Raw genomic sequence first — 13559 nt, 5'->3', positions numbered from 1 at the left:
GGCCCCTCTGACCTGCGGTGACGCAGCGCTTACGAATGATCGCCAAGCGCTGCGGACAAGGTCGCCTTAAGGCTCTCTTAAGGCTCGTTTAAGCCACCCACGGGGTTGACGCAAAGGCCCGCCGTGTCCAACTGAGCCCGCGTCAGGGTGATTTCAGAGGAACTTCGCCTTCCCCGGTCCCTCCTCGACGAAGCTGCGCATCCCGCGCTCGCGGTCCTCGGTCGCGAACAGGCCCGCGAACCAGTTCCGTTCGATCGCCAGGCCCGTGTCGATGTCCGTCTCCAGACCCGCGTCGACGGACTCCTTCGCCGCGCGCAGCGCCAGCGCCGGCCCCTGGGCCAGCTTCGCCGCCCATGCGTGCGCCTGCTCGTACACCTCGGCGGCCGGTACGACCCGGTCGACCAGGCCGATCGCCAGCGCCTCGTCGGCCTTCACATGGCGGCCCGTGAAGATGAGGTCCTTGGCCTTGGACGGGCCGACCAGCCGGGCGAGCCGCTGGGTGCCGCCCGCGCCCGGAATCAGCCCGAGGAGGATCTCCGGCTGACCCAGCTTGGCGTTGTCGGCGGCGATCCGGTAGTCGGCACAGAGCGCCAGCTCGCAGCCGCCGCCGAGCGCGTAGCCGGTGACGGCCGCGACGACAGGCTTGGGGATACGGGCGACGGCGGTGAACGAGTCCTGCAGGGCCTTGGACCGCTTGACCATCGCGGCGTGGTCCATCACCTGCATCTCCTTGATGTCCGCGCCCGCCGCGAACACCTTCTCGCCGCCGTACAGGATCACGGCCCGTACGTCGTCGCGGTCCGTCGCCTCGGCGGCGAGCTCGCGCAGCCGGTCCTGGGTGGCGATGTCGAGGGCGTTCATCGGGGGACGGTCGAGTCGGACGGTGCCGACGCCTTCGGAGACTTCGAGAGAAACGGTCATGGCGAGCAGGTTAGTGGGAGGGGGTCTGGGGGTGTCCCCCCAGAAGGCACAGCACGACGGAGGGCCCGGTGCTGTCCATCACAGCGCCGGACCCTCGCACGTCCGTACGTACTACTTGCTCCACTCCGCCCAGGACATGTTCCAGCCGTTCAGCCCGTTCGCCGGGGCGATCGTCTTGTCCTTGGAGTTCTTCACGATCACGACGTCACCGATGATCGAGTTGTTGTACATCCAGGCCGCCGGGGCGTCCTTGTCCCAGCCGCCGCGCACGTCCCGCAGCCCCACACAACCGTGGCTGACGTTCGCCGAGCCGAAGGTCCCGGACGAGGCCCAGTAGTTGCCGTGGATGAAGGTGCCGGAGGCGGACAGGCGCATCGCGTGCGGCACGTCCTTGATGTCGTACTCGCCGCCGAAGCCCACGGTGGCGCCGTTCATCCGGGTCACCGTGTACTTCTCGCTGATGACCATCTGGCCGTTGTACGTCGTCGTCGACGGCGCGCCCGCGGTGATCGGGATGGTCTTGACGACCTTGCCGTCCCGCACGACCTCCATGGTGTGCTTCGAGGCGTCCACCGTGGAGACCTGGCTGCGGCCGATGGTGAAGGAGAACGACTTGGCCTGCTTGCCGTACACCCCGGGCCGGCCCTCGACACCGTCCAGGTTGAGCTTCACGGTCACCTTGGTGCCCGCGGCCCAGTACTTCTCCGGGCGGAAGTCGAGCCGGTCGTTGCCGAACCAGTGGCCCTCTACCGGGACAGCCGGCTCGGCGGTCACCTTGATGGCCTTCTCGACGGCCTCGGGATTGGTGATGCCCCGGGTGAAGTTGATGGAGACCGGCATGCCGACACCGACGGTGGAGCCGTCCTCCGGCGTGTAGTGGCCGACGAAGGTGTTCTTCGGGACGAGTGTGGTGAAGGTGGTGTCCTTCGCGGACTCACGGCCTTCGGCGTCCTTGGCGACCGCGTGCACCTTGTACTTGGTGGCGGCGGCGAGGTGCGCCAGCGGCTCCCAGGCCGCACCGCCCGCGGTCAGCTTGCCCTCGACCTTGTTGCCCTTGTCGTCCTGGACGGTGACCGCGGACAGCTTGCCCTTGTCGGCGGTCACCTTGAGGGCGCCGCTGGTGGCGACCGAGGACGCACCGTCCTTGGGGGCGATGGTCACGACCGCCTGCGAGGCGGTGGTGCCGACCTTGCCGCTGTCCTGCCTGCCCTTGTCATCCGCTGCGTTGCCGGAGTCCCCGCCCCCGCACGCCGTCACCAGAAGCAGCAACGCCCCCAGCACCAGGGCCGGCACACCCGTGCTGCCGCGCCCGCGTCCGCCGCGCACCCCGGCCGATGCCCCCGATATCGGCTGCCCGTTCACGATTGGTTCTCTCCCCTCGCACGGCCTGGCCCCGCCACGGCCCGTGGAGCCCGGCTCGTGGCCGGGCCCTCTACCCCCACGCGCTCCCTGCGCGCACCTGGCGATAGATAATCACACCGCGAGCGGTGGTAACTCCCCACGGATGTCACCGTTCAGTCCCAACATGTCCAGGACCGGTGCGGGCCATGCAGGTCAGGGAGGGTCAGCTCAGCGCCGAACCGGCCTTCCACTCCTCCCAGTCCAGGTTCCAGCCGCTCAGACCGTTCCACGGATCGACCATCCGGTCCGGGGAATTGACCACTTCCACGATGTCCCCGATCAACGTCCGGTCGAAGAACCACCCGGCCGGGGCGTCCTGGCTGCCGCCCTGCTCGTCGCGCAGACCGACGCAGCCGTGGCTGACGTTCTTCGAACCGAAGACGGACGGGTGTGCCCAGTAGTTTCCGTGCAGGAAGGTGCCGGAGGTGGTGAGCCGGATCGCGTGCGGTACGTCCTTGATGTCGTACTCGCTCTTGCCCTTCTTGTTCCGGAATCCGACCGTGGCCCCGTTCATCCGGGTCACGTCGAACATCTCGCTGACCACCATCTTGCCGTTGTACGTGGTCGTCTTCTTCGACCCTGCCGTGATCGGCAGGGTCGCCAGCAGCTCGCCGTCCCGGCGTACCTCCATCGTGTGCCTCTCCGCGTCGACGATGGAGATCTGCGAGCGGCCCACGGTGAAGCCGGTCGTCTTCCGCTGGATGCCGAACACGCCGGGCGAGCCCTCCACATCGCGCAGCCGCAGATCGACGGTGACCTTGGTGCCCGGCTTCCAGTAGGCGCGCGGCCGGAAGTCGAGCCGCTGCCCGTCGAACCAGTGGCCCACGATCTCCACCGGCGGGTCGGCGGTGATGCGGATGGCGCGCTGCACGGCCGCGCGGGCCTCGATGCGCCGGTTGAAGACGAACGAGACGATCATGCCGGTGCCGACGGTGGAGCGGTTCTCCGGATTGAAGTAGCCGATGAAGTGGCGCTCGGGAACCAGGGTCGTGAAGGTGGTGTGCCGGGCCGAGCGGCGACCGTGGCCGTCGAGGGCGACCGCGTCGACCCGGTACTTGGCCGCCAGCGCGAGGCGGGTGCCGGGTTCGGGCAGCCAGCGCAGCCCGTCCTGCGAGATCCGGCCCGGGATCTCGACCGGCTGGGCGTCCTCGATCTGGGTGACCCTGACCCGCTCCAGCCGCCCGCTGGGCAGCTTCACCTCCACCTTGCCGTCGGCCGTGACGCGTTTCGCCCCGTCCTCGGGCGTGATCCTGATGTGGTCGTCGGCCGCCCGCGGCTTGCCGCCGATGTCCAGGTCACCACCCGTGCAGCCGGTCAGCCCGGCCAGCAGTCCTGTCCAGACGAGGGCGGCGGCCAGCGTGGCCCTCGTCCGCTTCACCGCGTTGCTCACAGAGTCCACCTCGTGGGGTCGCAGAGACACAGCTCGTCCCGCCCAACGACCGCCCCCCTCGTAGGGGTACGTGAGCGCGGGTCATGTTGGGAGTAGCACAGTGCGGGCAGAACAGGTGGGAGGACCACGCGCAGGCCCTGTCCGGTCGGTCAGGACCCGGGAGCCGCGGCCGGGACGCCGCGCGCTCAGGACGGAGTGGCCCGACGAGCCGCGGGAGGCCGACACGTGTCGAGCGCAGCCGAGCAGGAGGCAGTGCGGGGAGGAGGGGTGCCGTCCCCTGAAGTGGGACGGCGCCCCGCGCTGAACGGACGGCGCAGGGAGGCCGCAGGCCGGGGGCAGGGTCCCGAGGTCTGGCCGGGGGCGCCGACACCGCTGGGTGCCCGGTTCCGGGTGGGGCCCGACGGGGTCGCGGGCACCAACTTCGCGCTGTGGGCGGGCGGGGCGGAGGCCGTCGAGCTGTGCCTGTTCGACGAGGCGGGGGCGGAGACCCGGGCGCCGCTGACCGAGCTGACGCACGAGATCTGGCACGGCTTCGTGCCGGGCGTACGCCCCGGGCAGCGGTACGGCTTCCGGGTGCACGGCCGCTGGGACCCGTGGACCGGAGCGCGCTGGAACCCGGCGAAGCTGCTCCTCGACCCGTACGCACGGGCCGTCGACGGCGAATTCGGGGGCAGGGCCCGTGGCGGAGCCGCTGACGGCCGCCATGTCCCCCGGATGCAATACGGCACGCTCCCGCCGGAGGTCTACGGGCATGTCCGCGACTGGCCGCAGCAGCATGTCGCCGACACCGTGCGCGACGACCGCGACTCGGCGCCGTTCGTCCCGAAGGGTGTCGTCGTCCACGACGACGCGCCCGACGACGAGTGGGCCGACGACCGGCGGCCCAAAACGCCGTGGGCCGATTCGGTCATCTACGAGCTGCACGTGCGCGGGTTCACGAAACTGCACCCGGACATCCCCGAGGAGCTGCGCGGTACGTACGCGGGCCTCGCCCACCCGGCCGCGATCGGCCATCTCGTACGCCTCGGGGTCACGGCGGTCGAGCTGCTGCCGGTGCATCAGTTCGCGCACGAGGACCATCTGCTGCGGCGCGGGCTGAAGAACTACTGGGGCTACAACTCGATCGGCTACTTCGCGCCGCACGCGGCCTACAGCGCGTCGGGGACGGCCGGGCAGCAGGTCGGCGAGTTCAAGCGGATGGTGCGGGCGCTGCACGCGGCGGGCATCGAGGTCATCCTCGACGTCGTCTACAACCACACGGCGGAGGCGGGCGAGCTGGGCCCGACCCTCAGTCTCAAGGGCGTCGACAACCGCGGCTACTACCGTCTCCAGTCCGACGCCCGCCGCTACGCCGACTACACCGGCTGCGGGAACACACTGCACGTCGTCCAGCCGCATGTCCTGCGGCTGATCACCGACTCGCTGCGCTACTGGGTCACCGAGATGGGCGTCGACGGCTTCCGCTTCGACCTCGCGGCGGCGCTCGCCCGGTCGATGCACGACGTCGACATGCTCTCCCCCTTCCTCGCGGTGATCGCCCAGGACCCGGTGCTGCGCCGCGTGAAGCTGATCGCCGAGCCGTGGGACGTGGGCAACGGGGGCTATCAGGTCGGCGCGTTTCCGCCGCTGTGGACGGAGTGGAACGACCGCTACCGGGATGCCGTACGGGACTTCTGGCGCGGTGCGCTGCCCGACGTGCGGGACCTCGGCTACCGGCTCTCCGGCTCAAGCGATCTGTACGCCTGGGGCGGGCGGCGGCCGTACGCGTCGGTCAACTTCATCACCGCCCACGACGGCTTCACCCTGCGCGACCTCGTCTCGTACGAACGCAAGCACAACGAGGCGAACGGGGAGGGCAACCGGGACGGCACGAACGACAACCGGGCGTGGAACTGCGGCGTGGAGGGCGAGACGGACGATCCGCAGGTCAACGCGCTGCGCCGGCGACAGATCCGCAATCTGCTCACCACCCTGCTGCTGTCCACCGGGGTGCCGATGCTGGTCGCGGGCGACGAGATGGGCCGTACGCAGGGCGGCAACAACAACGCGTACTGCCAGGACAACGAGGTCGGCTGGCTCGACTGGTCGCTGCTGGAGCGGCCGGGGCCGCGCGGGCTGCTGGCGCTGACATCCCGGCTGCTGGCGCTGCGGGGCGCGCATCCGGTGCTACGGCGCAGGGCGTTCTTCTCCGGCCGCCCGCAGACCGCCGACGGACTGCGGGACCTGGCGTGGTTCACCCCGCGCGGCAGGGAGATGACCGAGCAGGACTGGTACGCGCCGGCGTCGACGGTCGCGCTCTATCTCTCGGGCCGGGACATCCCGGGCCGGGACGCGCGGGGGGCGCAGGTCACGGACGACAGCTTTCTGACGGTGCTGCACGCGGGGAGCCGCCCGGTGGCGTTCCAGCTCCCGGGTCCGCCGTGGGCGGAGGCGTACGAGCTGGTCGTGGACACCTCGCTGGAGGACCAGTCGACCGCGCCGGGCACACGGCACCGGGGCGGCGAGACGGTGACGGTGCCGGCCCGGGCGGTGCTGCTGCTGCGGGTCGCGGACGGGGACGGTGACCCGGGCGGGGACGGGGACGCGGACGCGGACGGCTGAGGGGCCCGTGCGCCCGGCGCCCGGAAAACTCGGTGGGCAGTGTCAGTGGTGATCCGTAGGCTCACTCCTGATGCCCAGAACAGATTCAGTCGCCCCGGATGACCGGTCCGCCGTCCGCTCCCTGCTGCGGCTGTGGCCGTACGTACGGCCGGTGCGGGCCCGTGTGTTCACCGCCGCGGTCGTCGCGGTCGTCGCCTCCTGTCTGAGCCTGGTGTTCCCGCTCGTCCTGAAATGGATGGTGGACGGGCCGGTTGCGGAGCGGGATACGGGCGGGGTGTGGCGGGGGGCGCTGTACCTGCTGCTGCTCGGGATCGCCGAAGCGGTGCTCTTCGGCTTCCGGCGATGGCTGGTGGCGCGGCCGCTGGCGGGGGTCGAGGCGGCGATGCGGGCGGATCTGTTCCGGCATCTGCAGCGGCTGCCCGTGGCCTTCCATGACCGGTGGGCGTCGGGGCAGTTGCTGTCGCGCGGGACGACGGATCTGATGCTGCTGCGGATGTTCCTCGCGTTTCCGCTGACGTTTCTGCTGGTCAACGGGGTGACGATCCTCGTCGGCGCGGGGATTCTGCTGGCGCAGCAGTGGACGCTGGGGCTGATCCTGCTGGCGCCGGTTGCGCCACTGGTCTTCGTGGTCGCGAGGTTCGAGTCACGCTACTCGGAGGTCGCGCGCACGGCGCAGGACCAGGTCGGCGATCTGACGACGGTCGTCGAGGAGAGCGTGCTCGGCATCCGCATCATCAAGGGCTTCGGCCGCCACCGCAGCCAGGCGACGGCCTTCCGCGCCCTGGCCCAGCGGCTGCGGGGCACGGAACTGGCCAAGGCCCGGCTCCTGGCGGGCATCTTCGGCGTCATCATGATCGTCCCCGAGCTGGCCATCGCCGCTGCGCTCGTCCTCGGCACGATCCAGGTTGCGGACGGCACCCTTTCGGCCGGCACGCTGGTCGCCTTCCTCTCGACGGCGCTGGCCCTGCGCTGGCCGGTGGACGCGATGGGCTTCCTGCTGGCGATGAGCCAGGAAGCGGCGACGGCGACGGACCGCTACTTCGAGGTCATGGACGCGGCGGAGGAATCCCGGGAGCAGGCCGCTGCTTCCTCCCGGACCCACCACGCGGACGCGGACGGCGGGACATCCGGGGCGTCGTCCCACGGACGGCCTGTCACCGTGGACGGCAAGGCTTCGGGCGAGGCGGTCCACGAGGGCGGGGGCACCCCGGGCGAGGACCTCGCCCGGCTTCAGGGCGCAACCGGGCCCGGCCGTAGGGGGTCGCGGGGCGGGATGGTGTTCGAGGGCGTCGAGTTCCGGTACCCGGATGCCGACGAGGACTCCGTGCCCGTGCTGAAGCGGATCGATCTGCATGTGAGGCCCGGCGAGACCATGGCGCTCGTCGGGGGGACCGGGTCGGGGAAGACGACGCTGACCGCGCTCGTGCCGCGGCTGTACGAGGTCACGGGCGGGCGGATCATGCTCGACGGGCGGGACGTCGCGGTGCTGCCGCGGGAGGAGTTGCGGCGGCTCGTCTCGATGGCGTTCGAGGAGCCCACGCTGTTCTCGGCGAGCGTCGGGGAGAACGTGGGGATGGGCGACGAGGACGCCGGGGAAGAGGAGTTGCGGCGCGCGCTCGACGTGGCGCAGGCCGACTTCGTGGACGCGCTGCCCCAGAGCCTGCACACGCAGGTCGGCGAGCAGGGGCTCAGCCTCTCCGGCGGGCAGCGGCAGCGGCTCGCGCTGGCCCGCGCGGTCGTCGGGCGCCCGAGGTTCCTGGTCCTCGACGACCCCCTCTCCGCGCTCGACGTGCACACGGAGGCCCTCGTCGAGGCCGCGCTCCGCCGCGTCCTGGAGGACACCACCGCCCTCGTCGTGGCGCACCGGCCGTCCACGGTGCTGCTCGCCGACCGGGTGGCGCTGCTGTCCGGCGGCCGTATCGCCGCCGTCGGCACCCATCACGAACTGCTACGGGACAACGCCGAGTACGCCTGGCTGATGTCGGGCGGCCACGCCGAGGAGACAGCACGATGACGTCGCCGAGCGACCCGTTCGACCGGGACGCACTCCCCGCCCCGGACGGCGCCACCGGCGCCCTCCTTCGGTCCCTGCTCGCTCCCCGGCGCGCCCGTGTCGTCCTCGCCGCGCTCCTGCTGCTTCTGCAGCAGGCCGCCGCGCAGGCCGGGCCCCTGCTCGTCGCGTACGCCATCGACAGCGGCGTGCCGGCACTGCGCCGCGGCGACCACGGCCCGCTCGTGGCCGTCGGCGCCGGGTACGCCGCGTCCGCGGTCGCGTCCGGCGCGTTCCAGTACGCCTTCATCCGCGCCGCCGCCCGCGTCAACCAGGACGTGCTGCTCGACCTGCGCGGCCGTATCTTCCGGCATGCGCAGGCGCTCAGCGTGGACTTCCACGAGCGGTACACGTCCGGCCGGCTGATCTCCCGCTCCACCACGGATGTCGAGTCACTGCGGGAGCTCCTCAGCGAGGGACTCCAGGAACTCGTCGCCGTGGTCCTCGCCTTCGTCTACATCTCGGCGATGCTGCTCTGGCTGGACCTCGGCATCGGCGGCCTGGCCGTCCTGAGCTTCGTACCGCTGTATCTGCTCGTACGGCTCTATCGGCGCCGCGCCGCGGTCGTGTTCTCCGAGCGGTCCACCGCGATCGCCGCGGTCATCGTGAAGTTCGCGGAGACGATGAACGGCATCCGCCCGGTGCGCGCCTTCCGCCGCGAGCGCGTCAACGACGACCGCTTCCGTACGCTCAACGACCGCCACGCCCGCGCAAACGGCGACGCGCTCCTGGAGATGGCGCGGTATGTCGTCGGCTCCCGGCTGGTCGCCAACACCGCTGTCGCCGGGATCGTGCTGTGGGGCGCGTACCGCGTGACGGAGGGGACGCTCGCGCTCGGAGTGCTGGCGGCCGCCGTGCTGTATCTGCGGCGGCTGTACGACCCGATCGACCGGCTCGGCATGTTCCTCAACTCGTACCAGTCGGCGGGCGCATCGCTGGAGAAGATCGCGGGTCTGCTGGCCCAGATCCCGTCGGTGCCGGAGCCGGACCACCCCGCGGAGCTGCCCGCCAGTACCGGGTCCGGCGGACCGGGCCGTGCCGTGGTCTTCGAGGACGTACGGTTCGCGTACCGCACCGGCGGTGAGGTGCTGCCGCGTTTCCGGCTCACGATCCCGGCCGGGCAGACCGTCGCGGTCGTCGGCGCCACCGGCGCGGGCAAGTCGACGCTCGCGAAGCTGCTGGCCCGTTTCTACGATCCGACCGAGGGTCGCGTTCTCCTCGACGGCGTCGATCTGCGCGACCTCGCCGTGCGCGATCTGCGGCGCGGCGTGGTGATGGTGACCCAGGAGGCGTTCCTGTTCTCCGGCACGGTCGCCGAGAACATCGCGATCGGGCGCCCGGACGCGACCCGCGAGGAGATCGAGCGCGCCGCCAAGGCGATCGGCGCGCACGACTTCATCAGCGGGCTGCCGGACGGCTACGACACGGACGTACGCAAACGGGGCGGCCGGATCTCGGCGGGCCAGCGACAGCTCGTCGCGTTCGCGCGGGCGCTGCTGGCCGACCCCGCCGTGCTGATCCTCGACGAGGCGACGAGCTCGCTGGACATTCCGGGCGAGCGGGCGGTGCAGCGCGCGATGGACACGGTGCTGCGCGGCCGTACGGCGGTGGTGATCGCCCACCGGCTGTCGACGGTGGAGATCGCGCACCGCGTGCTGGTGATGGAGCAGGGCCGGATCGTGGAGGACGGCAGCCCGGCCGAACTCATCGCCGGCACCGGTCGGTTCGCCGATCTGCACCGGGCGTGGCGGGACAGCCTGGTCTGAGAACGCGGGGCTCCGCCCCGGTCCGCGCGTCCCCCAGGCGCAGCGGCCGCCGCCCATCGTGCAGCGGCCGACCGGGGCGGGACCGGACTGCCCGCGGCCGGTGTGATGGAGTGGGGATCATGACGACGACTGACGCGATCGTGGTGCCGGAGCTGTACGTCGGCTATCCCGGGGTGGCCTTCGGCGGGTACGTCGCGGGGGTGCTCGCGGAGCGCTCGGGGGCGAAGTCGGTACGGGTGGACTTCCGCGGTCCTGTGCCGGTGGAGGTGCCGGTGCGCATCGCCGAAACGGCGCACGGGGGCGTGGAGCTGGGCGAGGGCGAGCGGCCCCTGGCGACGGCACGTCCGGCCGAGCTGCCGCTCGACGCACCAGAAGCCCCTTCCTGGGACGAGGCGGTGGCCGCGGCCGAGGCGTTCCGGGCGGCGCCGCCGGAAGGGCTCGTCGACTGCTTCGGCTGCGGCCTGGACCGTACGCCCGAGCGTGGACTGCGTCAGCACTGCACCCCGGTGCCGGGCCGCGGACTTGTCGCCTCCGCCTGGGTCCCGTCCCCCGCTCTCGCCGACCCTGACGGCCTGCTTCCGGCGGAGCTGGTGTGGGGCGCCCTGGACTGCCCGGGCAACTGGGCGGGCCGCATGCTGGGCTCCCAGCGCCCGGGCGCGGTCACGGCGGCCCTCACCGGCACGGTCCTGCGCCCGGTGCGTACGGGCGAGCCGTACATCTCCTATGCGTGGCTGCGGTCCGAATCCGGCCGCAAGCACTCGATGGGCGTGGCACTTGCCACGGTCGGGGGCGAACTGTGCGCCCTCGCCGAGGCCTTGTGGCTGGACCCCCGGCCGACCGACTGACGGGCGGGCACCACGGTCCGCCACGGGCCCCTGCGGACGACGGGACTGACGCCCTCCCAGAGGATGCCCACCCATCTGGCGCTCTTGGCGCATGTGCAGGGACTGTCGATGGCGGCCGGGTCGGAGGCCGTGGCGTGCCGGGACCTCGGGCTGTCCGACAGCGAGTGGACGGCACGGAACGAGCCACGGTTCGCAGCGATCGCGGCGAGTGCGCGTACCCTCCGCGCGCCTCTCTGTTCGATCAGGACGACGTCGACCTGGATCTCGACTCCACCGTGAACTCGGCCTGGCACGCGTCCTCGACGGCGTCGCGGTGATGGTCGGCGAAACGTCCGCTTAACGAACATGACTTTTCCGCGAACGGACGGTTTCCGGCCAATCTGTTGACGCGCTCCTGACAGGAGGCGCTCGCGCCTGCCACTCTTCCCCCAATCCCGCACCGCATGCTCCGTCGCTCTGCCCGGGTGGCCCACCCAGCTGCCCGTAACCCCCCTCGCAGAAGGAGTCCGCGTGAGACCCACGCCCAGCCGTCGTCGCGCGTCCGCGACCGGCGCTCTGCTCGCAGCCGCAGCCCTCCTGGCTGTCGGAGTCCAGTCCGGACCGGCCGCCGCCGCACCGGACGCTCCGGCCGGCGCCGCACCGAAGAACCAGGCCGCATCGGCCGCCGACCCGGGCGCGCTGCCCGCGCAGCTCAGCCCCGCGCAGCGGGCCGAGCTCATACGCGAGGCCAACGCCACGAAGGCCGCCACGGCGGCCGAACTCGGCCTCGGCGCACAGGAGAAGCTCGTCGTCCGCGATGTCGTCCAGGACCGGGACGGCACCACGCACACCCGCTACGAGCGCACCTACGCTGGTCTGCCCGTCCTCGGCGGTGACCTGGTCGTCGCCGAAACGAAGGCCGGGAAGACCGAGTCCGTCACCAAGGCCAGCGCGGCCGCGCTGAAGAACGTCGACACCAGCGCCGATGTCGCCCCGGCCGCCGCCGAGCAGCAGGCGCTGGCCGCCGCCAGGGCCGAGGGCTCGAAGAAGACCGTGGCCGACCGCGCACCGCGCAAGGTGGTCTGGCTGGCCCAGGGCAAGCCGACCCTCGCGTACGAGACCGTCGTCGGCGGCATCCAGCACGACGGCACCCCGAGCGAGTTGCACGTCATCACCGACGCGGCCACCGGGAAGAAGCTCTTCGAACGCGAGGCCATCGAGACGGGCACCGGCAACACCATGTACAGCGGCCAGGTCACGCTCGGCACCGCGCCCTCGTACAGCCTGACCGACACCGGCCGCGGCAACCACAAGACGTACAACCTCAACCGCGGCACCTCGGGCACCGGCACGCTCTTCTCCGGCTCCGACGACATCTGGGGTGACGGCACCCCGCAGAACCTGGAGACCGCCGGCGCCGACGCACACTACGGCGCCGCGCTCACCTGGGACTACTACAAGAACGTGCACGGCCGCACCGGCATCAAGGGCGACGGCGTCGGCGCGTACTCCCGCGTCCACTACGGCAACGCGTACGTCAACGCCTTCTGGTCCGACAGCTGCTTCTGCATGACGTACGGCGACGGCTCGAACAACGCCAAGCCGCTCACGTCGATCGACGTGGCCGCGCACGAGATGACGCACGGCGTCACGTCCAACACCGCCGGTCTCCAGTACAGCGGCGAGTCGGGCGGCCTCAACGAGGCCACGTCCGACATCTTCGCGGCGGCCGTCGAGTTCTACGCCAACAACGCCCAGGACGCCGGCGACTACCTCGTCGGCGAGAAGATCGACATCCGCGGCAACGGCACCCCGCTGCGCTACATGGACAAGCCGAGCAAGGACGGCTCGTCCAAGGACGCCTGGTACTCGGGCATCGGCGGCATCGACGTGCACTACTCGTCGGGTCCGGCGAACCACTGGTACTACCTGCTCTCCGAGGGCAGCGGCGCCAAGACCATCAACGGCGTGAACTACGACTCCCCGACCTCGGACGGCCTCCCGGTCACCGGCATCGGCCGCGACAAGGCGTCGCTGATCTGGTTCAAGGCGCTGACGACGAAGTTCAACTCGACCACGAACTACGCGGGTGCGCGCACCGGCACGCTCGCCGTCGCGAGCGAGCTGTACGGGGCGAGCAGCGCCGAGTACAAGGCGGTCGCCGACGCCTGGGCCGCCATCAACGTCGGCTCCCGCCCGGGCGGCGACACGGGCACGTCGTTCGAGAACACCGCGGACGTCGCGATCCCGGACCTCGGCACCGCCACCTCCTCGGTGAGTGTCACCGGCCGCACCGGCAACGCACCCGCCACGCTCAAGGTCGGCGTGGACATCGTCCACACCTGGCGCGGTGACCTGGTCATCGACCTGGTGGCCCCGGACGGCACGGCGTACCGGCTGAAGAACTCCAGCGGCAGCGACTCGGCGGACAACGTCGTGGAGACGTACACGGTGAACGCGTCGAGCGAGGTCGCGAACGGCACCTGGCAGCTGAAGGTCCAGGACGTCGCACGCTACGACACCGGGTACATCAACAGCTTCAAGCTGACGTTCTAGCTGCACCGCATCAGCTCGGCCGCCCTGGGGGAGTGAGGCACACCCCCCAG

At 71.2% G+C, this 13559-nt stretch carries 8 protein-coding genes; 5 read left to right on the top strand and 3 right to left on the bottom strand.

Features of this window, described 5'->3' with window-relative positions:
* Window positions 1-153: 153 nt before the first annotated feature.
* From ACWCXB_RS02300 to ACWCXB_RS02290, 3 genes are all read right to left on the bottom strand, one after another.
* Window positions 154-921: an enoyl-CoA hydratase/isomerase family protein gene (locus ACWCXB_RS02300; RefSeq protein ID WP_450718060.1), complete on the bottom strand. Its 768-nt coding sequence runs from the start codon at window positions 919-921 to the stop codon at window positions 154-156.
* Window positions 922-1032: 111 nt separating this feature from the next.
* Window positions 1033-2283, bottom strand: coding sequence for a L,D-transpeptidase (locus tag ACWCXB_RS02295; RefSeq protein ID WP_450718058.1), 1251 nt, complete (start codon window positions 2281-2283; stop codon window positions 1033-1035).
* Between the two features lie 202 nt (window positions 2284-2485).
* On the bottom strand, window positions 2486-3712 hold the full coding sequence (locus ACWCXB_RS02290; RefSeq protein ID WP_450718056.1) for an Ig-like domain-containing protein: 1227 nt from the start codon (window positions 3710-3712) through the stop codon (window positions 2486-2488).
* A 225-nt stretch (window positions 3713-3937) separates the two neighbouring features.
* Here ACWCXB_RS02290 and glgX point away from each other — a divergent pair, with 225 nt between their 5' ends.
* From glgX to ACWCXB_RS02265, 5 genes are all read left to right on the top strand, one after another.
* Window positions 3938-6313 (top strand): glycogen debranching protein GlgX, encoded by a 2376-nt coding sequence (glgX, locus tag ACWCXB_RS02285; protein ID WP_450718054.1) that lies wholly within the window; start codon window positions 3938-3940, stop codon window positions 6311-6313.
* Window positions 6314-6383: 70 nt separating this feature from the next.
* Window positions 6384-8327 (top strand): ABC transporter ATP-binding protein, encoded by a 1944-nt coding sequence (locus ACWCXB_RS02280; protein ID WP_450718052.1) that lies wholly within the window; start codon window positions 6384-6386, stop codon window positions 8325-8327.
* Window positions 8324-10129, top strand: coding sequence for an ABC transporter ATP-binding protein (locus tag ACWCXB_RS02275; RefSeq protein ID WP_450718050.1), 1806 nt, complete (start codon window positions 8324-8326; stop codon window positions 10127-10129). Before ACWCXB_RS02280 ends, ACWCXB_RS02275 begins: the two co-directional genes overlap by 4 nt.
* Window positions 10130-10248: 119 nt before the next feature.
* On the top strand, window positions 10249-10974 hold the full coding sequence (locus ACWCXB_RS02270) for a hotdog fold domain-containing protein (RefSeq protein WP_450718048.1): 726 nt from the start codon (window positions 10249-10251) through the stop codon (window positions 10972-10974).
* Between the two features lie 510 nt (window positions 10975-11484).
* Window positions 11485-13509, top strand: coding sequence for a M4 family metallopeptidase (locus tag ACWCXB_RS02265; protein ID WP_450718046.1), 2025 nt, complete (start codon window positions 11485-11487; stop codon window positions 13507-13509).
* Window positions 13510-13559 lie beyond the last annotated feature (50 nt).

It is taken from the genome of Streptomyces sp. NPDC001514 (assembly GCF_053597075.1).
The sequence above is the reverse complement of the archived record's forward strand: the minus strand, read 5'-3'. Positions and strand labels throughout refer to the sequence as shown.

What these genes read in the sequence shown, in the direction of transcription:
- ACWCXB_RS02300 (WP_450718060.1), bottom strand. Translation starts at nt 921, where the DNA reads ATGACCGTTTCTCTCGAAGTCTCCGAAGGCGTCGGCACCGTCCGACTC.
- ACWCXB_RS02280 (WP_450718052.1), top strand. Translation starts at nt 6,384, where the DNA reads ATGCCCAGAACAGATTCAGTCGCCCCGGATGACCGGTCCGCCGTCCGC.
- ACWCXB_RS02275 (WP_450718050.1), top strand. Translation starts at nt 8,324, where the DNA reads ATGACGTCGCCGAGCGACCCGTTCGACCGGGACGCACTCCCCGCCCCG.
- ACWCXB_RS02270 (WP_450718048.1), top strand. Translation starts at nt 10,249, where the DNA reads ATGACGACGACTGACGCGATCGTGGTGCCGGAGCTGTACGTCGGCTAT.